General features: G+C 55.2%; 24 protein-coding genes. 22 read left to right on the plus strand and 2 right to left on the minus strand.

Annotated elements, in window-relative coordinates:
* Positions 1–24 precede the first annotated feature (24 nt).
* The 6 genes from fabG (at position 25) to BM029_RS01095 (ending at position 4,764) form a co-directional block, all read left to right on the plus strand.
* Positions 25–750, plus strand: a complete 726-nt coding sequence (gene fabG / locus BM029_RS01070) for a 3-oxoacyl-ACP reductase FabG (RefSeq protein ID WP_170850944.1) — start codon at positions 25–27, stop codon at positions 748–750.
* Positions 747–1,997: a beta-ketoacyl-ACP synthase gene (locus BM029_RS01075; RefSeq protein WP_092431806.1), complete on the plus strand. Its 1,251-nt coding sequence runs from the start codon at positions 747–749 to the stop codon at positions 1,995–1,997. Before fabG ends, BM029_RS01075 begins: the two co-directional genes overlap by 4 nt.
* An 8-nt stretch (positions 1,998–2,005) precedes the next feature.
* Entirely contained in the window at positions 2,006–2,719 is a 714-nt protein-coding gene (locus tag BM029_RS01080) for a 4'-phosphopantetheinyl transferase family protein (RefSeq protein WP_092431807.1), read from the plus strand.
* Positions 2,720–3,006: 287 nt separating this feature from the next.
* Positions 3,007–3,708, plus strand: coding sequence for a CsgG/HfaB family protein (locus tag BM029_RS01085; RefSeq protein WP_092431809.1), 702 nt, complete (start codon positions 3,007–3,009; stop codon positions 3,706–3,708).
* Between the two features lie 26 nt (positions 3,709–3,734).
* Positions 3,735–4,094 carry a DUF4810 domain-containing protein gene (locus tag BM029_RS01090; protein ID WP_092431811.1) on the plus strand — a complete coding sequence of 120 codons (360 nt, stop codon included), beginning with the start codon at positions 3,735–3,737 and terminating at the stop codon, positions 4,092–4,094.
* A 10-nt stretch (positions 4,095–4,104) separates the two neighbouring features.
* Entirely contained in the window at positions 4,105–4,764 is a 660-nt protein-coding gene (locus tag BM029_RS01095) for a DUF799 domain-containing protein (protein ID WP_092432047.1), read from the plus strand.
* Positions 4,765–4,837: 73 nt separating this feature from the next.
* Here the strand turns inward: BM029_RS01095 and BM029_RS01100 are convergent, their stop codons facing one another.
* Positions 4,838–5,341 (minus strand): polyhydroxyalkanoate granule-associated phasin, encoded by a 504-nt coding sequence (locus BM029_RS01100; RefSeq protein WP_092431812.1) that lies wholly within the window; start codon positions 5,339–5,341, stop codon positions 4,838–4,840.
* 347 nt (positions 5,342–5,688) lie between these two features.
* On the opposite strand from BM029_RS01100, the gene surE reads away from it, so the two are divergent.
* From surE to rlmD, 5 genes are all read left to right on the plus strand, one after another.
* The gene (gene surE, locus BM029_RS01105; RefSeq protein ID WP_092431814.1) at positions 5,689–6,426 is read left to right on the plus strand and encodes a 5'/3'-nucleotidase SurE; all 738 of its coding nucleotides are present in this window, start codon (positions 5,689–5,691) and stop codon (positions 6,424–6,426) included.
* A complete protein-coding gene (locus BM029_RS01110; RefSeq protein ID WP_092431816.1) occupies positions 6,423–7,307 on the plus strand; it encodes a protein-L-isoaspartate(D-aspartate) O-methyltransferase in 885 nt (294 codons plus the stop codon). Before surE ends, BM029_RS01110 begins: the two co-directional genes overlap by 4 nt.
* A 126-nt stretch (positions 7,308–7,433) precedes the next feature.
* Entirely contained in the window at positions 7,434–8,417 is a 984-nt protein-coding gene (locus BM029_RS01115) for a peptidoglycan DD-metalloendopeptidase family protein (protein ID WP_092431817.1), read from the plus strand.
* Positions 8,418–9,443, plus strand: a complete 1,026-nt coding sequence (gene rpoS, locus BM029_RS01120) for an RNA polymerase sigma factor RpoS (protein WP_092415570.1) — start codon at positions 8,418–8,420, stop codon at positions 9,441–9,443. It begins immediately after the preceding gene.
* Positions 9,444–9,642: 199 nt separating this feature from the next.
* On the plus strand, positions 9,643–10,995 hold the full coding sequence (gene rlmD / locus BM029_RS01125) for a 23S rRNA (uracil(1939)-C(5))-methyltransferase RlmD (protein WP_092431819.1): 1,353 nt from the start codon (positions 9,643–9,645) through the stop codon (positions 10,993–10,995).
* Between the two features lie 71 nt (positions 10,996–11,066).
* Here rlmD and BM029_RS01130 read toward each other — a convergent pair whose 3' ends face one another.
* Positions 11,067–11,762, minus strand: coding sequence for a Bax inhibitor-1/YccA family protein (locus BM029_RS01130; protein WP_092431821.1), 696 nt, complete (start codon positions 11,760–11,762; stop codon positions 11,067–11,069).
* Positions 11,763–12,042: 280 nt separating this feature from the next.
* Here BM029_RS01130 and ndk point away from each other — a divergent pair, with 280 nt between their 5' ends.
* From ndk to hflX, 11 genes are all read left to right on the plus strand, one after another.
* Positions 12,043–12,453 carry a nucleoside-diphosphate kinase gene (gene ndk, locus BM029_RS01135; protein ID WP_092415567.1) on the plus strand — a complete coding sequence of 137 codons (411 nt, stop codon included), beginning with the start codon at positions 12,043–12,045 and terminating at the stop codon, positions 12,451–12,453.
* Positions 12,454–12,652: 199 nt separating this feature from the next.
* Positions 12,653–13,828: a dual-specificity RNA methyltransferase RlmN gene (gene rlmN / locus BM029_RS01140; protein WP_092415566.1), complete on the plus strand. Its 1,176-nt coding sequence runs from the start codon at positions 12,653–12,655 to the stop codon at positions 13,826–13,828.
* The gene (gene pilW / locus BM029_RS01145; protein ID WP_092431823.1) at positions 13,825–14,667 is read left to right on the plus strand and encodes a type IV pilus biogenesis/stability protein PilW; all 843 of its coding nucleotides are present in this window, start codon (positions 13,825–13,827) and stop codon (positions 14,665–14,667) included. The genes rlmN and pilW overlap by 4 nt, the downstream gene beginning before the upstream one ends.
* Positions 14,660–15,631, plus strand: coding sequence for a helix-turn-helix domain-containing protein (locus tag BM029_RS01150; RefSeq protein ID WP_092431825.1), 972 nt, complete (start codon positions 14,660–14,662; stop codon positions 15,629–15,631). Before pilW ends, BM029_RS01150 begins: the two co-directional genes overlap by 8 nt.
* 32 nt (positions 15,632–15,663) lie before the next feature.
* Positions 15,664–16,929 (plus strand): flavodoxin-dependent (E)-4-hydroxy-3-methylbut-2-enyl-diphosphate synthase, encoded by a 1,266-nt coding sequence (gene ispG, locus BM029_RS01155; protein ID WP_092431826.1) that lies wholly within the window; start codon positions 15,664–15,666, stop codon positions 16,927–16,929.
* A 59-nt stretch (positions 16,930–16,988) separates the two neighbouring features.
* Entirely contained in the window at positions 16,989–18,374 is a 1,386-nt protein-coding gene (gene hisS / locus BM029_RS01160; protein ID WP_092431828.1) for a histidine--tRNA ligase, read from the plus strand.
* A 73-nt stretch (positions 18,375–18,447) separates the two neighbouring features.
* Positions 18,448–19,098, plus strand: coding sequence for a YfgM family protein (locus tag BM029_RS01165; protein WP_092431829.1), 651 nt, complete (start codon positions 18,448–18,450; stop codon positions 19,096–19,098).
* Between the two features lie 21 nt (positions 19,099–19,119).
* Positions 19,120–20,271: an outer membrane protein assembly factor BamB gene (gene bamB, locus BM029_RS01170; RefSeq protein ID WP_092431831.1), complete on the plus strand. Its 1,152-nt coding sequence runs from the start codon at positions 19,120–19,122 to the stop codon at positions 20,269–20,271.
* Between the two features lie 180 nt (positions 20,272–20,451).
* Positions 20,452–21,798: a ribosome biogenesis GTPase Der gene (gene der / locus BM029_RS01175; protein WP_092431833.1), complete on the plus strand. Its 1,347-nt coding sequence runs from the start codon at positions 20,452–20,454 to the stop codon at positions 21,796–21,798.
* 146 nt (positions 21,799–21,944) lie between these two features.
* On the plus strand, positions 21,945–22,181 hold the full coding sequence (hfq, locus tag BM029_RS01180) for an RNA chaperone Hfq (protein WP_019141241.1): 237 nt from the start codon (positions 21,945–21,947) through the stop codon (positions 22,179–22,181).
* A 45-nt stretch (positions 22,182–22,226) separates the two neighbouring features.
* The gene (gene hflX / locus BM029_RS01185; RefSeq protein ID WP_092415559.1) at positions 22,227–23,345 is read left to right on the plus strand and encodes a GTPase HflX; all 1,119 of its coding nucleotides are present in this window, start codon (positions 22,227–22,229) and stop codon (positions 23,343–23,345) included.
* The last annotated feature ends 65 nt before the right edge of the window (positions 23,346–23,410 follow it).

Here is a 23,410-nt window from a genome sequence, read left to right on the forward strand (position 1 = left end):
AGGGCAGATTCCCCTGCTGTCCGCATGAACAAGAGTGTGCTGGTTACCGGCTCCAGCCGCGGGATCGGCAAGGCCATTGCATTGCGTCTGGCGCGCGACGGTTACGATATCGTCTTGCATTGCCATCAACAGCGAGAGGCTGCCGATGCCGTGGCGCAGAGCGTGCGTGAGCTGGGCGTACAAGCGCGGGTCTTGCAATTCGACATAGGCGATCGCCAGGCCAGCGCCGCTGCCTTGCTGGCAGATGTCGAGCAGCACGCTTGTTACTACGGCGTAGTGTGTAATGCCGGTGTCGCGCGCGACAACGCTTTCCCCGCCATGCCGGGAGAGGATTGGGATCTGGTGCTGAAGACCAACCTGGATGGTTTCTACAATGTCCTCAATCCACTGGTAATGCCAATGGTGCAGCGTCGCGCGCCTGGCCGCATCGTGACGCTGGCTTCGGTATCGGGATTGATAGGTAATCGTGGACAGGTCAACTACAGCGCCGCCAAGGCGGGGATAATCGGCGCCACCAAAGCGTTGGCGATCGAGCTGGCCAAGCGCAACATCACGGTCAATTGCGTCGCCCCCGGCTTGATAGAAACCGACATGATCAACGAGGTACCGTTGGATGAGGCACTCAAACTGATCCCGGCGCGTCGGGTCGGCAAACCGGAGGAAGTTGCGGCGACAGTGGCATTCCTGATGCATGTCGACGCTGCATATATCACGCGCCAGGTGATTTCGGTCAATGGAGGCATGGCATGAGCGCGAGCAAGACCGCGGCAGAACGTCGGGTAGTGGTGACCGGCATGGCCGGCATCAGCCCGATCGGTAACGACTGGAACAGCATTCGGGCGCATCTCGGCAGCTATCGCAACGCCATAGTACGGATGGAAGAATGGGCCGGTTACGATGGCTTGAACACCCAGTTAGGCGCCCCCGCTGCGGAATTCAGTTTATCCGATCGCTATAACCGCAAGAGCATGCGCAGCATGGGGCGGGTGGCGTTGATGGCGACGCGGGCGAGCGAACTGGCATTGATCGACGCCGGCCTGATTGACGATCCGGTGCTGCAAAGTGGCGCTTGCGGAATCGCCTACGGTTCATCTGCCGGTACGCCGCAGGCGATTGGCGATTTTGGCCGGATGATGGACGAACGCAGCACGCGCGGTATCAACGCCACCACCTATATCAAAATGATGGCGCATACGGCGCCCGTCAATATAGGCGTGTTTTTCGGTATTACCGGCCGGGTTATCACGACTTCCAGCGCCTGCACTTCCGGCAGCCAGGGTATCGGTTACGCCTACGAGACGATTCGCAGCGGCCGCCAGCAAATCATGGTCGCCGGCGGCGCCGAGGAATTATGCGCTACCGAAGCAGCGGTATTCGATACGTTGTTTGCCACCAGCGTGCGCAATGACACGCCAGCCATGACGCCGCGGCCATTTGACAGCCGCCGCGACGGTTTGGTGATTGGCGAGGGCGCCGGCAGCCTGATTTTGGAAGATTTTGAACATGCGCGCGCCAGGGGCGCAAAGATGTATGCTGAAATCGTCGGTTTCGGCACTAATAGCGATGGCTGTCATGTCACCCATCCGAATGCGGAAACCATGCAGGTCGCGATGACGCTGGCACTGGCCGATGCCGCATTGCCGATAGAGGCGATCGGTTATATCAATGCGCATGGCACCGGCACCGAACAGGGAGATATTGCCGAATCCCATGCGACTGCTGCCGTATTCGGCCGGAATACGCCGATCAGCTCGCTGAAGAGTTATACCGGCCATACACTAGGCGCCTGCGGTGCTCTGGAAGCCTGGGTTGGTATCGAAATGATGCGATCCGACTGGTTTGCTCCGACTATCAACCTGACGCAAGTGGACCCGCAGTGTGCCGAGCTGGACTACATAGTCGATGAGGGCCGCAATTTGCAATGCGAATATTTCATGTCGAATAATTTTGCGTTTGGCGGCATCAATACATCGTTGATTTTCAAGCGCCTGGATTAACACTCCCCATGCCATCCGCGGTCATCCTGCTGCACAACGCCAATCAGTTGAAGGACGATGACCGCAACCGCTTCCTTGCCTGTTTAAGTGCCGGGGAACTGTTGCGTTACCAGCGGTTCCTGCGGCCGTTGCGCCAGAGTGAATTTTTGCTGGGACGGATATTGCTGCGTTTTGCGGTCGCCCGCCTTGCCGGCATCGCACCTGACGCCGTGTGCGTCACCGAGCGTAAGAACCGTGCGCCATTGGTGCAACTGCCTGCCGCCAACGCCACCAACACCACGCCCGCTCACTTCAGTTTGTCGCACAGCCGCGGCTGGGTAGCTTGTGCCGTCAGCGGAGATACCGCGCTGGGTCTCGATATAGAGACACTGGATGCTGAACGCGACGTCGAAGCTATCGGCCGTGCCGCTTTTTCCGAGGCCGAAAGCAACTGGTTGTCCAGCCGTCCTGCGGGCGATAAAGTGGCGGACTTTTATACCATGTGGAGCAGCAAAGAGGCGCTGTTCAAACTGATGTCGGCTCAGGAGCGTGCCACCCCTTCACTTGAGCAAGTAGCCGTCGGAGTACGTTTACGATCGGGGCCGGATTGGCATGCCCGCACCTGGTCGACGCAAGGTTTGGCAATGACGTTATGCAGTCGCGATCGCTTGCAATCGGTTGCTCGGATTTGCCTGCATGGCGATACGCCGTCGGCTTGGTCGCAGCAATTGGGTAGCCACTGAGCCACCGCTGAGCAACTACCGATTTCCCCTGACGTTCTTCCTTAGATTTGTAGCTCGTACACCCCATCGACGGCATTTAACGGGGCATGAATAATCATGCCTAAAAACAACACTTTTCCAGATATTGCAAAAAACACATCCATTCGATAGACGAAATTTTGTAAGAGTGTTAAATTTTGCGCCCTGACAACTTTTCGAGTCGAAATGTCAACTCGGAGGCGGTCAGTTAACGCAGAAAATCACGGCTGGTTCTTCAGCTATTTTTAATCTTATTGTCGATTCCCCCCATGGGGAGATGTGGAGATGAGCCATTGAAACAAATTAGATTGATTCCGATTCTGGCGGCCGGCGCGCTGCTGTCCGCGCTGGGTGGATGCGCCACCGAGACCTCCAACGCAGTGCAGGTGCAGAAGGTCGAGACTGCCAACAAGCCATACAATGGGGCGCGCACCCTGATCGCGGTTGGTAAATTCGATAACCGCTCCAGCTATATGCGCGGCATCTTTTCCGACGGCGTTGACCGCCTGGGTGGACAAGCCAAGACCATTCTGATTACGCATCTCCAGCAAACCAATCGCTTCAATGTCCTTGATCGGGACAATATGGAAGAGATCAAGCAAGAGGCTGCGCTGAAGAAGCAGGCCCAGGCTTTGAAGGGTGCTGATTTCGTCGTCACCGGCGATGTCACGGAGTTCGGCCGCAAAGAAGTCGGCGATCAGCAGCTGTTCGGTATCCTCGGCCGCGGCAAGACACAGACCGCTTATGCCAAAGTGAACCTGAACATTGTTAACATCAAGACTTCCGAAGTGGTGTATTCCACCCAGGGTGCGGGTGAATACAATCTGGCCGCGCGCGAGATCATCGGTTTTGGCGGCACCGCCAGCTACGACTCCACGCTGAACGGCAAAGTGCTTGACCTGGCGATGCGTGAAGCGATCAATAATCTGACCGCCGCTATCGATTCCGGCGCCTGGCAACCTGCTAAATAATAACAACCCGGAATTCGCTAAATATCATGAAGAACAAATTTGCAAAACGGCATGCGTTGCCATTTGCCTTGACGGCCTGCGCCTTGCTTGCAGGCTGCAACACACCACCCAAACCGCTTTATCAGTGGGAGAGTTATCAGCCGCAGGTCTATGAATACTTCAAGGGACAGTCTTCGGTAGAGCAGGTGACAATCCTGGAGCGCGATCTGCAGAAAATCCGTGCGACCGGCAGCAAGCCGCCACCGGGGTATCACGCTCAACTGGGAATGTTATATGCCAGCCTGGGAAAAGACGAGCAAGTGGTGCAGGAGTTCCAGACAGAGAAAGAACTGTTTCCGGAATCGTCGACTTACATGGATTTCCTGATGAGAAAATTCAAAAAATAAGAGGATGGACATGTTAGAAAAGATTCTGAAATCATTTGTTTGTTTGTCCGTGGTGATTCTGGCGGCGGGTTGTGCTGCGCCGGTCAAGCAACTTGACTATACGGCGTACAAGCAAAGCCGTCCTAAAACCATCTTGATATTGCCGCCGCTGAATGAGTCGCCAGATGTCAAGGCGACCTACAGCATGCTGTCGCAAATGAGTTACCCGTTGGCCGAGGCTGGTTATTATGTGTTGCCTGTGGCGCTGGTCGATGAAACGCTCAAGCAAAACGGCATGACTACAGCGGCAGACAGTCACGGTATCGCGCCGGCTAAATTGCAGGAAATCTTCGGCGCCGATGCTGCGCTGTACGTCACTGTCAGCAAGTACGGTTCGGTTTATACGGTGATTAACAGCGCCGTGGTGGTAACCGCCAATGCCAAACTGATGGACTTGAAAAGCGGAGCCCTGTTGTGGTCCGGTACCGCCAGTGCATCCAGCGCCGAAGGAAGTAATAGTGGCGGCGGCCTGATCGGGGCGCTGGTTACGGCGGCCGTCAATCAGATCGTCAACAACGTTACTGACAAGGGGTTCACCATTGCAGGTTTGACCAGTCAGCGATTATTGTCGACTCAACAGCCGAACGGCATCCTGTATGGTCCGTATTCGTCGAAATACGGTACCGATTGATCTAAAAAGCTGCGTCGAAATAGCAAGAAGCAGGGTGGGCACGATGTATCCACCCTGCTAATCCCGCCATCTCTCAGAGTTTCTTCAAACGTTTTGCGTTGGCTGTCGCCCGTGCGTGGATCGGATGCAATCCGGTTTGGGCGATATTCGCCAGCGAAGTGTTGAACTGCGAGACCGCCTCGGCGGAGTTGCGGATGGTGTCATGCGCCAGTTTGCTCTGCCGGTGCCCGGATTGATGCAGCGTGCTGCTGCTGGCCACCGACATCAGGTTGGCGGCGCCGTCCAGCATGTGTTGTATCGCCAGGCTGGCAACTTCCTGATGCAAGCTCATTATCCGAATTGCCATGGCGTGGGCCGACTCCGCGGCCACTTCCATTTTTTCCTGACTCATCAAATTGAATTCATTGCGGTCGCGCTGGTTTGGCGTCGGTCCGGCTAGCGCCATCCGGGCGGTGCGGTGGCCGATCACCTGCGCAGAGGCGCTCATCATTTCCCCCGCTTTAAACAGCAAGTCGGTCCAGGCGTTCAGCGGGGCGGCGCTAATGGGGAGAGTGTTGCGGACTCGGTACGATGTCATGGAGGCTCCTTGATCGTTTAAACAGGTAGGGTGCTTGAACAGCGGTCTTGCCGCCGGACGTTGTTCCTGTCTGATGTAGGCCGGCGGCGGTTTAGCTTTAACGCATACAGCGTTAACCCGTGTGCCGGTTGGAGACACTTGTTAATGTAATCTTGATAGCGCTAACAATACCTGTTTTAACGCGTATATTGTGGATTTTGTGCGGCGCTGCAACATAATTTTACAAACGCATGATTTGCATGCTTAAAAGGCAACCAAACCGCACTCTTGTGGGTCTATAGAGTGCAGCTGGATAATTTTCAAAAATCTTCATAAATCAGTAACATTGCTTCGGGTAAAATCAAAATATGAAAATATTGATCAGCAACGACGATGGTTACTTGGCGCCGGGCATTATCGCTCTTGCGAATGTACTGACACCGATTGCCGAAATCGTGGTGGTAGCCCCGGATAGCAATCGTTCCGGCTCTTCCAACTCGCTGACGCTGGATCGGCCTTTATCTGTGAAGCGCGCTGACAACGGGTTTTATTTTGTGAATGGGACGCCATCTGATTGCGTGCACATAGCCTTGACCGGTTTGCTCAATTTTCGTCCGGACCTGATTGTTTCAGGTATCAATCAAGGCCAGAACATGGGCGATGACACGCTTTATTCCGGCACCGTGGCGGCGGCCACCGAGGGTTTCCTGTTTGGCATTCCCGCTATCGCTTTTTCGCAACTGCACAAAGGCTGGGATGAGTTGGAGGCGGCGGCCACGGTGGCGCGTGAAATCGTCGAGCGCCGCTTTGACAATCTGCCGCACCCCTATTTGCTGAATGTGAATATTCCCAACCTGCCTTACGATCAACTGAAAACCGCAGTCGCGACCCGACTGGGAAAGCGGCATGAATCTGAAGCTGTCATCAAGGACAAGGATCCGCATGGCCGCGACATTTACTGGATCGGGCCGGCAGGCGCTGCGCGTGATGCCGGCGAGGGCACCGATTTCCATGCGACAGCCAATGGCCACGTTTCGATCACGCCATTGCAGATCGATTTGACGCATTCGGCACAATTGGCGGCACTGAGGAAAGACTTGTCATGACCGACAAGACCAAGCGTTTCCCGCTGACGCTGTCGTCGGTAGTCGACCAGAAATCCAAAACCGATCACAGCAAGCGTAGTGTCGCCACCCCGCAGACCGCAACCAAAAATGCGGCCTGGGAGAGTTCACGGCCAGTATCTGCGCCTCGGACCGCGTCAGGCGCTGCGCCAACTCCATCGGCAAACAGGTCGATGGCGCGTCCGGCGCAAACGGCAAGTCATGTCGAGCGCTCCGATTCCATGGTGTCCGATGGCGTGCGCAAGGCCATGGTGGATCGGGTTGCCAGGCAGGGCGTCAGCGACGCCAGGGTGCTGGCAGCCATGGAGGCGGTGCCACGCCATATGTTCATGGAGCCGGGCTTGTCCAGCCAGGCATACATAGATGCCTCGTTGCCGATCGGCCATCATCAGACTATTTCGCAGCCGTATATCGTGGCGCGCATGATAGAGATCATGCGCGACAACCAGCAAGGCGGCGTCTTGAATCGCGTGCTGGAAATCGGCACCGGTTGCGGCTACCAGGCGGCGGTGCTGTCGCTGGTTGCGAAGGAAGTGTATTCGATAGAACGGATCAAGCCCTTGCACGAACTGGCGAGAAGCAATTTGCGTCCGCTGCGGATCGCCAATATCCGCTTGCATTATGGAGATGGTATGCTTGGCCTGCCCCAAGTTGCCCCTTTCGACGGTATCATACTGGCTGCAGCCGGCCTCGAAGTACCGCAAGCTTTACTGGACCAATTGACGATCGGCGGCCGTTTGGTGGCGCCGGTCGGTTCCCGTCATCAAGTACTGCAGCTCATCCAGCGAACAAGTAAATTTGATTGGACCAGTACCACACTGGAAGACTGTCATTTTGTGCCTTTGCGTGCCGGGACGGTTTGAGTGATGCTGGTGTGGTTTGAAGAATAAATTGACGAAAAAATTGACGTATATGCCGACGTATATGCCGACGAATATATCAACGAATAATCAGCGACTTTGTCGCACATACAAATAAATGTAATGAGAATGAAGAAAACTCGCTTTATAGCTTTGGGATTAATGGTAGGTACGCTTGCCGCATGCACCACTCCGCGTACTCCCGCTCCGGTTGTGGAACGGCGCCCAAGTGGCAATGTAGCTGGCACGGCGGCACCCGATACCTCACGCGCGGCGGAAGGGCGCGGTTCTTATACAGTCAAACCGGGCGATACCTTGTATCGGATTGCACTTGAATTCGGTCAAAGCTATCGTGATATCGTGGCCTGGAACAAGCTGGAAAACGCCAATGACATCAAAGTCGGCCAGGTTTTGCGGGTCCAGCCCCCGGATGGCAGCTCAGGGTCCACCGGTGGCGCGCAGATTGGCAATGTGGCGTCCGGCTCAGGGGTTGAGGTAAGGTCGCTGTCGGCGGCGTCGTCCACTGCTGCGGCAGGTAATTCCGGCAATGCCGGCAACAAGAGCGGGCCGCGTGGCGACAAGCGTCCGTATTCCGATAGCGCGCTGGCGGAGTTGCAAAAGCCGGATGCGGCATCCTCCAGCGAGGCGCCGAAGGCGGCGCCGGCAGCCGCGGCGTCTGCTGCTACTGCTGCGGCCAATACCGCAGCCAATACCGCAGCCTCGGCGGCGCCGTCGTCCGGCGATGAGGATCGTGTGGACTGGATGTGGCCGGCAGAAGGCAAGCAGGTCGGCTCTTTCGATCAAGGCAAGAAAGGCATCGATATTTCCGGCAAGGCCGGGCAGTCCGTGGTTGCGGCAGCCGGCGGCAAGGTGATGTATGCGGGTAGCGGTATTCGCGGTTACGGTAATTTGGTTATCATCAAACATACCAGCAACTTGTTGTCCGCTTACGCGCATAATAAGACTATCTTGGTGAAAGAGGGGCAGACGGTGAGCAAAGGCCAGAAGATTGCCGAAATGGGGAATTCGGACAGCGATTCAGTCAAGCTGCACTTCGAAATTCGCCAGCAGGGCAAACCTGTCGATCCATCGAAATTCTTACCTAATCGATAAATGAGCAAACGGCCGACAGATCATCAGGATGACGAGCATGATGCATCGTCGGAGCAGCTTGCCGACGACGATCAAGAGGATATCGATGCTGCCGTCGCCGGACAGGACGCAGACGACGAAGTCGTGGTTGATGGCGTCGTCGTTGTGGTTGATGGTGTCGAAGAGCTCAAGAAAGTGTTGGCAGCCGAGCTGTCGACCGACACCACGCAACACTACCTGAATCAGATCGGCACCCGGCCGCTATTGTCGGTGACGGAAGAAGTGCATTTCGCGACCTTGGCGAAACAAGGCAATTTTGAAGCTCGTCAGAAAATGATCGAGCACAATCTGCGCCTGGTGGTGTCGATTGCCAAGCACTATATCAACCGTGGCGTAGCCTTGCTCGATTTGATCGAGGAAGGCAATCTCGGCCTGATGCGGGCGATCGACAAGTTCGAGCCCGAGCGCGGCTTCCGCTTTTCTACTTATGCCACCTGGTGGATACGTCAGAGTATCGAGCGCGCCATCATGAACCAGGCGCGCACCGTCCGCTTGCCGGTGCACATGGTGCGCGAATTGAATCAGATTCTGCGTGCCAAATACCACCTGGAAGCGCAGCACCACGACGGCAAGGATGCCAGCGCTGAGGATATCGCCCATCTGGTGGACCGTCCGGTGGAAGATGTGCAGGATGTGCTGGCGCTGTCGGAGCATGCGGCATCGCTGGATGCGCCGCTGGACCAGGATCCGCTCGCCAGCCTGATGGATCTGTTGCCGAGCGCGACTGAGGAAAATCCCGATTCGCGCGCCGAACAGCAGGAAATGTCGATCCTGGTGCGGGTTTGGCTGGAAAAGCTGACGGACAAGCAGCGTAACGTGATCATGCGCCGTTTTGGGCTCGATAATGACGATCCTTCGACGCTGGAAGAGTTGGCGGCTGAAATAGGCGTTACGCGCGAGCGGGTGCGGCAGATTCAGCAAGAGGCATTGATCAAGCTGAAACGCCTGCTGGGCGCCAAAGGTGTCGGCAAGGACTCCTTTTTGTAGCGTGGGCTCAGGTTGCGCATAAGGTAAATATTGGGTGCCCGTTCGGGCAAACATGGCGCCGCTGCATTTTTTCTCGCTTTTTTTCTCGCTTTTTTCTTTATAATCCACCCCTTCATCTGATCAGCCAGGGACAGCGTAATTCGCCACAAGGCACACCTTGGCGGCTCTTGAGCACTTTCCCGTAATTCTAGAATTTTCTATGCAACAAGATACTATCGATATCAAATCCCTCGACATGGATGCGCGCGGGATCGGCCATCTGCAAAATGAAGACGGCAGCCAGGGCAAGGTCATTTTTGTCGAGGGCGCTTTGCCGGGCGAGCGCGTCAGTTTCGTGTCGTATCGCAAGAAACCGAAATGGGAAGCGGCCACCATGACCGCCTTGCACAACGAATCGGTATTGCGGGTAAAGCCGCGCTGCGCGGTATTCGGCCTGTGCGGCGGCTGCGCCATGCAGCATCTGGAGCCGACTGCGCAGGTAGCCATCAAGCAGCGGGTGCTGGAAGATAATTTGTGGCATATCAGCAAGGTCAAGGCGGAATCAATGTTGCGCCCGATTTACGGACCGACCTGGGGATATCGTTACCGCGCTCGTATTTCGGTGCGTAATGTGCCAAAAAAAGGCGGGGTGCTGGTCGGTTTTCATGAAAGAAAATCATCTTTCATCACGGACATGAAAGCCTGTGAAGTCTTGCCGGCGAATGTCTCGGCGATGCTGGTGCCGTTGCGCCATCTGATCGGTTCGCTGAGCCTGATCGACCATATTCCGCAGATCGAACTGGCGATCGGCGAGGGGGCGCAAGGCAAGGTTACGGCACTGGTATTGCGCATCATGGCTGCGTTGACGGCAGACGACGAGATCAAGCTGAAAGCGTTCGCCGACCAATATCAAGTCAGCTGGTGGCTGCAAACCGCTGGCCCGGACAGCGCTTATCCGTTTTATCCCGAACAGAGCGAGTTGTATTACACCTTGCCGGAATTCGGCGTGCGCATGCCTTTCAAGCCCACCGATTTCACCCAGGTGAATCACCAGATCAACCGGGTAATGGTGGCACGTGCCTTGCGTTTGCTGGATGTGCAGCCGCATGAGCGGGTGGCGGATCTGTTTTGCGGCCTGGGAAATTTCACTCTGCCCCTGGCTACCCAGGCGCAGGAAGTGGTCGGTATCGAAGGTAGTCAGGCCCTGATTAATCGTGCGGGCGAGAATGCCGCAGTGAATCAGCTGGGCGACAAAACCACTTTTTATTGCCGCAATCTGTTTGAGGCGAGCGCCGAGGATTTTGTCGCACTGGGCAAGTTCGACCGGATGCTGATCGATCCGCCGCGAGATGGCGCAGCGGCAGTGTGCGAGGCGATCGTTGGCCTGGCGGCAATTGGCCAGGCATCGCTGATGCCAAAGCGGATTGTGTACGTCTCCTGCAACCCTTCAACCTTGGCGCGTGACGCCGGCTTGCTGATGGCTGGCGGCTATCGCTTGAGCCAGGCGGGAGTGGTGAACATGTTTCCGCATACTGCGCACGTGGAATCGATGGCGGTGTTTGATTTACCCTGAGCAATGGGTTTGACGCCACAAATAAAAAACCGGCCAAAAGGCCGGTTTTTTGCATGAACAACAGGTTTCACTCAGTTCCGGTTACCGCCGAAAATGCCTAACAGGGACAGCAGATTGACAAAGATGTTGTAGACATCCAGGTACAGACTCAGTGTTGCCGAAATGTAATTTGTCTCGCCGCCGTTGATGATGCGTTGTACGTCATACAAGATGTAGGCCGAGAAAATCGCGATGGCAATTACCGATACCGCCAGGTAAAGCGCTGGTATCTGCAGGAAAACATTCGCCAGAGACGCCAGCAGCAGCACGACTACGCCGGCAAACAGCCATTTTCCCATGTTAGAGAAATCACGTTTGCTGACCGTTGCGATGCTTGCCATGACAACAAAAACACTGGCAGTGCCGCCGAAAGCCATCATGATCAGTGTGGCGCCGTTGGAGAAGCCAACCAGCGTATGGCCGATCAGGCGTGACAGCATCAGGCCCATGAAGAAGGTGAAGCCGAGCAGGAGCAATACGCCCCAGCCGCTGTTTTTGGTCTTTTCAATTGCATAAAAGAAACCAAACGCCACGGCCATGAAGGCCATGAAGCCGATCAGCGGACTGTTTCTAAAGAAACTGAAATCCATCTGTACCCCAAGCCAGGCGCCGGCAATCGTCGGCAGCATGGATATTGCCAGCAGCCAGTACGTATTGCGCAGTACGCGGTGCTGCACGCTCAGTGCGGTGCTGCCCGGCGAGTAGGTCGATTGCAGATTTTGATCCATCAGGAACTCCTTTGAAAATTGCAAAAGTATTAAACTGTTGCGATCATAGCATTTACCGACACATCTCTACATCAGACAGTAAAGCCGCAAAGTGGTTCTCTGCGCGTTGTCTACGCTGCTTAATGACCGGCAACTTGCGTTTTGGCTGGTTTTGACGATTCTATATAGGTGTTTCGTGTTAAAATCAAAGGTTGATTGAATTAGCTTGAATTCATTTTGAATCATTAGGCGATCATTTAAATAAGCACCTTAACCCTTTCTTTTTATTGGAGTTTTTCAGATGGCAATTGAACGCACCCTGTCGATTATCAAACCGGACGCAGTCGCAAAGAACGTAATCGGCCAAATTTACACCCGTTTTGAAAACGCTGGCCTGAAAATCGTTGCTGCCCGCATGACACATCTGTCGCGCGCAGAAGCTGAAGGCTTCTACGCTGTTCACAGCGAGCGTCCTTTCTTCAAGGACCTGGTTGATTTCATGATCTCCGGTCCAGTGATGATTCAAGCGCTGGAAGGCGAAAACGCAGTATTGAAGCACCGCGACCTGATGGGCGCAACCGATCCTAAGAAGGCAGAAAAAGGCACTATCCGTGCTGATTTCGCTGATTCGATCGACGCTAACGCAGTACACGGTTCGGACGCAGTTGAAGCGGCAAAAGTTGAAATCGCTTATTTCTTCCCGGCTGCCTAATTGTTGCAAGTAAGTGCTGTAAGTAAGTGTCGTAAATAAGTGCTGCCGGCAAGTCAAAATAAGTCAAAACTTGTTTGTGGCTTGCCGTGCAAACTGATGTAATTGCTTTAAATGTTTTGCTTAGTTGGGGGCAGGGTAATTCGCCGCACTTAGGCGGCTTTTGAACTCTGTCCCACAATTATTTTAAATTGGAAATACCATGACTGCTCTCACCAACCTGCTGGATCTGGATCCCGCACAACTGACCGCTTATTGCGGTGAGTTGGGTGAGAAGCCGTTTCGCGCAAAACAACTGCTGCGCTGGATTCATCAATTCGGTGCACACGATTTCGATGCAATGACCGACCTTGCCAAGTCATTGCGTGACAAGCTGGCTACCCGGGCGATGATCGCCGCTCCCGCCGTGATCAGCGATCACACCTCGACCGACGGCACCCGCAAGTGGCTGCTTGATGTTGGTCAGGGCAATGCGGTGGAGACGGTGTTTATCCCTGAAGAGAACCGCGGCACCCTGTGTATTTCCACCCAGGCCGGCTGTGCGGTGAATTGCCGTTTTTGTTCTACCGGCAAGCAAGGCTTCAGTCGCAACCTGACGGTCGGTGAAATTATCGGCCAGTTGTGGATGGCTGAATTTGAATTGCGCAAATCCAAAGGCGTCGAGCCAGGCCATAAAGGCGAACGCCAGATCACCAACGTGGTGATGATGGGCATGGGCGAGCCCTTGTTGAACTACGAACCGACAGTGACAGCGCTCAAGCTGATGCTCGACGATAACGCCTACGGTTTGTCGCGTCGGCGGGTAACTCTGTCTACTAGCGGCGTGGTGCCGATGATCGACAAGCTGTCGCAGGATTGTGCGGTGGCGATGGCGGTATCGCTGCATGCTTCCAACGATACCTTGCGCGACGGCCTGGTGCCGCTGAACAAGAAATATCCGCTGCGCGAACTGATGGCTGCCTGCAAGCGCTATCTGGAATTTGCGCCGCGCGACTTCATTACCTTCGAATATTGCATGCTGGATGACGTCAACGATACCGACGCCCATGCGCGCGAATTGATCGCTCTGGTACAGGGTCATGCAGGCGGGCCTGCGGTCCCTTGCAAATTCAACCTGATTCCGTTCAATCCGTTCCCGGAATCCGGTTTGAAGCGCTCGAATAATCCGCGCATCAAAGCGTTTGCCCAGATCCTGATGGACGCCGGCATCGTCACCACCGTGCGCAAGACGCGCGGCGATGATATCGATGCTGCCTGCGGCCAGCTCGCCGGCGAGGTGCAGGACCGGACAAAGGTGCAGGAGCGCATGCAGAAAATGACCGAATATCAACAAAAATTCGGCAAGAATTTTGGTCGCATCATCGAGGTGTCTCAGTGACAAAACAAGTAGGTAGCAAGCTGGGGAGCTGGCGTAGCCGGCTGTTGTTCGCCGCGGCGGGTTTGTCGCTATTAACCGGCTTGAGTGCTTGTGGCAATCAACCGCTTACTCGCGCCGACGAGGGTGGCTCAAGCCGCGAACTGGCCACCAGTTCGGATCAGACCGAGGCGCAGCGCCGGGCAGGGATTCGTTTGCAGCTGGCGGTCGGTTATTACGAACAGCACCAGCTGGAAGTCGCGCTGGATGAGATCAAGCAGGCGGTGGCGGCAGATCCGGATCTGGCCGATGCCTATAGCGTGCGCGGGCTGATCTACATGGAAATGGGCGAGAACCGGCTGGCCGACGATAATTTCCAGCGTGCCTTGCGGCTTTCCCCGAGCAATCCGGACTTTGCCAATAACTATGGCTGGTTCCTGTGCCAGACCGGACGGCCGAAGGAGTCGATTGCGCATTTCGAGACAGCTCTGAAAAGCCGTAACTACCAGTCGCCGGCAAAGGCGCTGACGAATGCCGGTGTTTGCAGCCTCAAATTCAACGACACCGTGGCGGCGCAACGCTATCTGTCGCAAGCGTTCCAGTTTGACGCCGGCAATCCTTTGACGAACGCCAAGCTGGCGCAGCTGGCGTATGAGCGCAACGATTATGAGCGGGCCCGGTTTTATATTGGTCTCGTATTAAAAACCGATGTGCAAAATGCGGAAGCATTATGGACAGCAATCAAAGTGGAGCGAAAGTTGGGTGACACAGCTGCAGAAGCAAGTTTGGTGACGCAATTACGCCGTCGGTTTGGCAGCTCCTCGGAGTTCGCAGCATACCAGCGCGGAGCATTCGATGAGTGACCCTGGACAGCTGAAAACCGAACATGGCGAGCCGGCAGACGTGGAGCATGCAGCTCCCGAATCGGCTAGTGTCGGCCAGCTCTCGCTCGGCGCGCAACTGGCCAGCAAGCGCGAGCAGCTGGGCTGGTCGGTGCCGGATGTGGCTAGCCACCTGAAGCTGGCGCCACGTCAGATCGACGCCATCGAAGCCGATAATTATGCTGCTTTGCCGACCATGGTGATGACGCGCGGTTTTATCCGTTCCTACGCAAAATTGCTGGGCCTGGATGCGGCCGCTTTGCTGGCAACCATTTCGCCTGCTGTTGCTGCGCAACCGGCGGCCAGCCCGATCCATAGCCAGTTGTCGACGCCTTTCTCCGAATCGCCTTTCCATTTGATGGGGCGTAGCAAATTTGCCTATAAATGGCTGGTGGTGCTGGCTGTGTTGCTATTGCTGCTGGCGGTGGCGATACGGATGGATGTAGTGCCCGGTTTGCAGAACGCGATACAGTCGCTGAGTGAGAAATCGGCTGCTTCGGCAACCGATGGCGAAGATAGTAAGGCTAGTTTGCCTGCAGCCACAGAATTACAAGCTGCCGATGCCGCAGCTAACGCTGCCTTGACTGCCGTGCCAGCTTCGTCGGCAAATGCGGGGGCTGTTCCTGAGGCTGGCGTGAATGCTGTGCCGGCAACCACTGCAACAAACACGGCAACCAACGCCGCGGCAGCCAATCAGGCTACCGCCAGCGGTGGTGAACTTGTCTTGAACTTCCGGCAAGATTCTTGGGTCGAAATCAAGCGCGCTGACAACACCGTGCTGATTTCGCGTCTGGTCAAGGCCGGTAGCACTGAATCGGTCGACATGTCGCAACCGGTCAATGTCATTATCGGTAATCTTGCCGGTGTCGACGCTTCGCTGCGCGGCGCGCCGCTGGATCTGAAGGCCGGTTCCAAAACCAATGTGGCCCGAGTGACGTTGAAATAAGCGTGATCGAAAGAGATAAGCGAGAGAAGCCCATGACGGATACAAATCTGCCGATCGGTTCAGGTCCAAGCGTGCGCCGCCTTAGCCGCAGCGCGCTGATCAGCTATGGCGAGTGCAAGATAATGGTTGGCGGCGGTGCGCCGGTAGTGGTGCAGTCCATGACCAATACCGATACCGCCGACGCCATCGGTACCGCGATCCAGATCAAGGATCTGGCGCGTGCAGGTTCCGAGCTGGTGCGCATCACGGTAAATAATCCGGAAGCGGCAGCCGCAGTGCCTGCGATCCGCGAGCAGCTGGACAAGATGGGTATAGATGTGCCGCTGGTCGGAGATTTCCACTACAACGGCCACACGCTGTTGAATGACTATCCAGACTGCGCCAAGGCGCTGTCGAAGTATCGGATCAATCCGGGCAATGTCGGTAAAGGCGCCAAGCGCGATACGCAGTTTGCGCAAATGATCGAGGCTGCCTGCAAGTATGACAAGCCGGTGCGGATCGGTGTCAACTGGGGTAGCCTGGACCAGGCTCTGCTGGCCCGTATCATGGATGAGAACGCCTTGCGCAGCCAGCCGTGGCCGGCGCAAGCGGTGATGTATGAAGCCCTGGTTACCTCGGCGATAGAGAATGCGCAGAGAGCGGAAGAGCTGGGTCTGAAGGGTGATCGCATCATCTTGTCTTGCAAGGTATCCGGCGTGCAGGATCTGATCGCGGTATATCGCGAGCTGGCGCGGCGCTGCGACTATCCGTTGCATCTCGGTTTGACTGAGGCCGGTATGGGCAGCAAGGGCATTGTCGCTTCGACCGCGGCCTTGTCGGTGCTGCTGCAAGAGGGTATTGGCGACACCATACGGATTTCGCTGACCCCTGAACCGGGTGGCGACCGCACCAGAGAAGTGATTGTCGGACAAGAGATCCTTCAAACCATGGGCTTGCGAAAATTCGCGCCGATGGTAATTGCCTGCCCTGGTTGCGGTCGTACCACCTCGACGGTGTTCCAGGATCTGGCTGACAAGATTCAAACCTATTTGCGCGAGCAGATGCCGGTCTGGAAAAAAGCCTATCCCGGCGTCGAAGGCATGAATGTGGCGGTGATGGGTTGTATCGTGAATGGCCCTGGCGAATCGAAGCACGCCAACATCGGCATCAGCTTGCCAGGCACCGGCGAATCGCCGGCGGCGCCGGTGTTCATCGATGGCGAGAAAAAATTGACGCTGCGTGGCGACAAGATTGCCGAAGAGTTCCAGGCAGTGGTGCTGGATTATGTGAAAAGCCATTACGCGCAGCCCGCAGCCTGACGTTGAACTGTCAAAAATTAATCACGAAAAATTAATCACTATTGGTGAATTGAAAAAGAATGTCTGAAAATAAGAAGGCCGACAAGATCGTCGGCGTAAAAGGGATGAACGATATCCTGCCGGCCGACGCGGCCTTGTGGGAATTGTTTGAGAACACGGTACAGTCCGTGCTGAAGAGCTATGGCTTTCAAAAAATCAGTACGCCTATCGTCGAGTCCACCGCCTTGTTTGCGCGCGGCCTCGGCGCAGTGACCGATATCGTCGAAAAGGAAATGTATTCGTTCACCGATTCGATGAACGGCGACAACCTGACCTTGCGCCCTGAAAGCACGGCCGGCGTGGTACGCGCTGCGATTGAACACAATCTGACTTACGACGGCCCCAAGCGGCTCTGGTACAGCGGTCCGATGTTCCGCCATGAGCGTCCGCAACGCGGCCGGTACCGGCAATTTCATCAGGTTGGCGCCGAAGCCATCGGCTTTACCGGCCCGGACATCGATGCCGAGTTGATCATGCTGTGTCAGCGGCTGTGGGACGATCTCGGCTTGCAGGATGTGAAGCTGCAATTGAATTCGATCGGCGATGCCGAGGAACGCAACCGTCACCGTGCCGACCTGATCGCTTATTTTGAACAGCATCAGGCTTTGCTGGATGCTGATGCGCAACGGCGTTTGCATAGCAATCCCCTGCGTATCCTGGATACCAAGAATCCGGCCATGCAGGAAATGGTCAACGGTGCGCCGCAATTGCTCGACTATCTGGGTGAAGAGTCGCGCGCCCATTTCGAGGGTGTGCAGAAAATCCTGAATCACAACAACATTCCTTTCACCATCAATCCACGGCTGGTGCGCGGCATGGATTACTACAACCGCACCGTGTTCGAGTGGGTCACCGATCAACTCGGTTCGCAAGGTACTGTGTGCGGCGGCGGTCGTTACGATCCGCTGGTGGAAATGTTTGGCGGCAAGCCGACCCCGGCCTGCGGTTTTGCGATGGGCATCGAGCGTTTGCTGGAATTGATGCGCGCCAATGGCGAGCAAGCCGTGCGTAACGAATGCGATGTCTATCTGGTGCACCAGGGCGAGGCGGCGCAGCTGCAATCGTTCGTGCTGGCTGAACGTTTGCGTAATGCCGGGCTGGATGTTGTGCTACATTGCGCTTCGTCCAATGCCAGTGGCAGCTTCAAGTCGCAGATGAAGCGCGCGGATGCCAGCGGCGCCGCCTACGCCATCATCATCGGTGAAGACGAAGTGGCTAACCATACCGCTACCGTCAAGACGATGCGCGCCGAAGGCGACAGCGATGGCGAAAAAGCTAGTGCCGGCAATCAAAGTGTCGTACCTTTCGATGCGGTCAGCGATTATCTGGTTGATCAGATCGTCGGCGCAGGCGGCGACCATGATCATGACCATGGCGATCATGAACACGTTCATTATCACCACTAATTGCAGCACTGATTTCATGACTGAAATCACCACCGAAATTACCACTACCCTCATCACTAAAAACTAAAATCATATGGCATTCGATCTCGACGAACAGGAACAACTGGCAACGCTTAAGGATTGGTGGAATAAATACGGCAATTTGACGACCTGGGTGGTGATTATCGCCCTGGGTGCTTACGCCGGCTGGTCTGGCTGGAATTACTACCAGCGCAGCCAGTCATTGCAGGCGTCGCAGCTTTACGACGAGCAGCAAAAGGCCGTGGCGGGTAAAGACAATGCCAAGGTACAACGCGCCGCTACTGACATTGAGCAGAAATTCGGACGTACCGCCTATGCCGGCATGGCTGCACTGTCGGCGGCTAAGGTCGCTTTCGATGCAAACGATCTGAACACAGCGAAAGATCAGTTGCAATGGGTGGTCGATCATGGTCGCAGCGACGACTACAAGGCTCTGGCCAGAATCCGTTTGGCTGGCATCCTGTTGGACCAGAAGGCTTATGACGATGGCTTGAAAGTACTGGCGGCAGACCTGCCGGCGCCTTTCGCCAGCGCCGCAGCTGATCGCAAGGGTGACATCCTGGTAGCGCAGAACAAGCTGGACGAAGCGCGCGCCGCTTACCAATTGGCTTTGGATAAGATGGACAGCAAGAATCCTGGCAAGGAATTGATTCAATTGAAACTTGATGCGATTGGCGGAGCTCCCGCCAAAGCTGCCGCCTGATAATTCGGAAAAAGGAAGAATATGCGTGTGAAGACTATGCGAGCGGTTACTGCGGTTGTTTATGCTGGCGCCTTGTTGGTATTGGGCGGCTGTTCCCTGTTCAGTGGTAAGAAACCGAGTAATCCGCCGGCGCCTTTGGTCGAGTTTACGCAGAGCCTCAAAGTACACACCGCCTGGACCCAGTCGATAGGCAAAGCCTCCATCTTCACTTTCTCGCCTGTTGTCGCCGGCGATAGCGTCTACGCGGCGGCGGCTGACGGTACTGTTGCGCGTATCGATGCCGCCACTGGCAAGGTTGCATGGAGCATCAAGGCCGGCATGAACCTGACCGGCGGCGCCGGCAGCGACGGCACTACAGTTGCGGTGGCGGGCGAAAAAGGTGTTGTGCTGGCGTTTGATGCCCAGGGCAAAAAATTGTGGCAGGTGCAAGCTTCGAGCGAGGTATTGTCTGCTCCGGCTGTCGGCCAGGGCTTGGTTATCGTACGCAGCCAGGATAATCGGGTCGCCGCTTATGATGTGGCGACCGGCGAACGTCGCTGGGCCGTGCTGCGTACCTTGCCGACACTGACTTTGCGTTCGGCGCCTGGTATCCTGGTTGTGCCGCAAGCAACTTTCCTGTCCTTGCCTGGCGGCCGTCTGTCAGCGTTGAACCTGACCAACGGTGGTCCATGGTGGGAGATGGCAATCGGCGATCCACGCGGCACCACAGAGCTGGAGCGGATTGCCGATGCTTCCGGTACGCCGGTGATTATCGGGCGTGACGTCTGCGCTGTCGCCTACCAGGGCCGGGTTGGCTGCTTTGATGCCGGCAGCGGTACCGCACACTGGGTCAAGCCGTTCTCCAGCGGTGTTGGCGTCGGTAGTGATGGCAAGAACGTGTATGCCGCCGACGAACATGGCGCCATATCGGCGTTCACCGTGGACAGCGGTGCGGTAGTATGGCAAAACAAACAGCTCGCCAACCGTGCGCTGACTACTCCGGTAGTATTAGGCAATACGGTAGTCGTAGGTGATTTTGAAGGTTATATTCACTTCTTGTCACGTGACGACGGCGCACTGAAAGCACGTATTCGTGCTGATAGCAGCCCGGTTCTGCCAAATCCGGTGGTAGCAGGCTCTAATGTGATTTTTCAAACAAAATCCGGAACACTAATTGCTGTTACTTCAGAGTAATGGCTTAAAACCTGTTTAGGATCTGTAGCGAGCGGGCGTCAGTTGGTGATAAACGGCGCGGAGAAACCGGAATGTACTTAAGTACATGAGGATTTCGAGCACCGTTTAGCGCCAAATCACGCCCGCGCAGTAAGATCATAAATAGGTTCTTAGTGAAAATAACTTAGTGAAAACAACTTAATGAAGCCAGTAATTGCACTTGTAGGACGTCCCAATGTCGGCAAATCGACGTTATTCAATCGCCTGACGCGTTCCCGTGACGCGTTGGTCGCCGATTTGCCCGGCTTGACTCGCGATCGCCATTATGGCGAAGGGCGGGTCGGCGAACGCCCGTTCCTGGTGATCGATACTGGTGGTTTCGAGCCGGTTGCCAAAGACGGCATCATGCACGAGATGGCGAAGCAGACCAAGCAGGCGGTGGCTGAAGCCGATGTGGTTATCTTTATCGTCGACGGCCGTCAAGGTTTGACGCCGCACGACAAGACCATCACCGATTTCTTGCGCAAATCCGGCCGCTCCGTAATGCTGGTGGTGAATAAATCCGAAGGCATGAAATACACCTCGGTCACCGCCGAATTCTATGAGCTCGGCATGGGCGACCCGTACGTAATTTCGGCTGCCCACGGCGACGGCGTCACCGATCTGGTGGAAGAGTCGCTGGATCTGGCGTTCGCACAGCGGCCGCCAGAAGTGGAAGAGCCAGAGGGCAAAGAAGATCGCGGCATCAAGATCGCTATCGTCGGTCGCCCGAACGTCGGTAAATCCACATTGGTGAATACCTTGCTGGGTGAAGAGCGCGTGATTGCGTTCGACATGCCAGGCACCACGCGCGACTCGATTGAAATTCCGTTCGAACGCGACGGCAAGAAATATACATTGATCGATACTGCCGGTATCCGGCGCCGCGGCAAGGTTTTCGAAGCTATTGAAAAATTTTCCGTGGTCAAGACCTTGCAATCCATTTCGGAAGCCAACGTGGTTTTGCTGTTGCTCGATGCGCAGCAGGACATCTCCGAACAGGACGCCCACATCGCCGGCTTCGTGCTGGAGACAGGGCGCGCATTGGTGGTCGGCGTTAATAAATGGGATGGCTTGACCAGCGATCGCCGCGATGAAATCAAGATGGATATGGATCGTAAATTGAATTTCCTTTCATTTGCGAAATTCCATTTTATTTCCGCACTGAAATCAACCGGCATCACGCCTTTGATGAAATCGATCGATTCCGCCTATGCAGCGGCCATGTCCAACCTGACTACGCCGAAGCTCACGCGCGCCTTGATCGAGGCAGTAGAGCATCAGCAACCGCGTCGCAAGGGCTCTATCCGTCCAAAGCTGCGTTATGCCCACCAGGGCGGCATGAATCCACCTATCGTGGTCATTCATGGCAATGCCTTGGAATCGATCGAAGATAACTATAAGCGTTATCTGGAAAAACATTTTCGAGAAACTTTTTCGCTGGTTGGGACTCCATTACGCATCGAGTTCAGATCCAGTCGGAACCCTTACGCGCGCCAGGAAAAATAATCTTTTAAAAACACTTTTTTTCTGAGCAGTAAATCCGAAAATCGTTTACATTCGTAAAACACCCACCGAGTCATTCGCTAGAATCATATTGGTTCTATATTTAATTTGCATTTGACTTCTAATCACAACAACACAGTGGAGTAGCCATGAGTAATAAAGGGCAATTGTTACAAGACCCGTTTTTGAACGCCTTGCGTAAAGAGCACGTCCCGGTTTCCATTTATTTGGTCAACGGCATCAAGCTGCAAGGCCATATCGAATCCTTTGATCAATACGTAGTTTTATTGCGTAATACCGTTACCCAAATGGTATACAAACACGCCATCTCAACCGTAGTTCCGGCACGCGCTGTCAATCTGAATCTTGAATCTGAAGCAGAATAACTATTTGCTATCGGCAAGGGCCGCAGCTACTACACGAATGAACCCATGCGCGCAGCGCTAGTCGGAGTGGACTTCGGCAAAGGTGACTTTGCCGCAAGTCTCGAAGAGCTGTCATTGCTGGCCAAGTCAGCCGGCGCGGTTCCGCTTGCCACCATTACCGGTAAGCGCAGCAGTCCGGACGCTGCCTTGTTTGTCGGCTCCGGCAAAGCACAGGAAATAGCCGACGCCGTGTTTGATGATGAGCTTGAAATCGTCATTTTCAATCATGCCTTGTCGCCAGCCCAGCAACGCAATCTTGAACGTGTACTAAAAGTAAGGGTTCTGGATCGCACCAGTCTCATACTCGACATCTTTGCCCAAAGAGCCAAAAGCCATGAGGGTAAAGTGCAGGTGGAGCTTGCTCAGTTACAACATCTGGCAACGCGGCTGATACGCGGCTGGACTCACCTGGAACGGCAAAAGGGCGGTATCGGTTTGCGTGGTCCGGGTGAAACCCAGCTTGAAACCGACCGTCGTTTGTTAGGCGATCGGGTCAAAGCCTTGCGCGCCCGGCTGGACAAGCTACATCGGCAACATGCAACGCAACGGCGCGCACGCGGGCGCAGTGCGACTATTTCGATTTCGCTGGTAGGTTACACCAATGCTGGCAAATCAACCTTGTTTAACGCGCTGGCAAAAGCCGGCGTATATGCTGCGGACCAGTTGTTTGCAACGCTGGACACCACTTCCAGAAGGGTTTATCTGGGCGAGGCGGGCAGTGTGGTGATTTCCGATACGGTCGGATTCATTCGCGAACTCCCGCATCAACTGGTTGCTGCATTCAGGGCGACACTGGAAGAAACCATCCACGCCGATTTGTTGCTGCACGTGGTGGATGCAGCAAGTCCGGCGCGTATGGAGCAAATCGAACAGGTGAACCTGGTGCTGAAAGAAATCGGCGCCGATCATATTCCCCAGATTCTGGTGTGGAACAAGATCGACGTTGCAGAACTGGAGCCGGGGGTAGAACGTGATGAGTATGATAAAATTCAGCGAGTTTTTGTTAGCGCGCAAAAGGGCCAGGGTCTGGATTTATTGCGGCAGGCTATCACCGAATTCGTAACCGGCAATCCGGTGGCAACGGCATATTCATTGCCAGCCATCGAAAGCACACAGCAGGTGTAAAACCGTTCTAAATTAAATAAAAGTAAACGCCTCTAACGAGCATTCCAACCTATTTGTTTTATTTA

This window comes from Collimonas sp. OK607 (assembly GCF_900111995.1).
Classification (GTDB): domain Bacteria; phylum Pseudomonadota; class Gammaproteobacteria; order Burkholderiales; family Burkholderiaceae_D; genus Collimonas.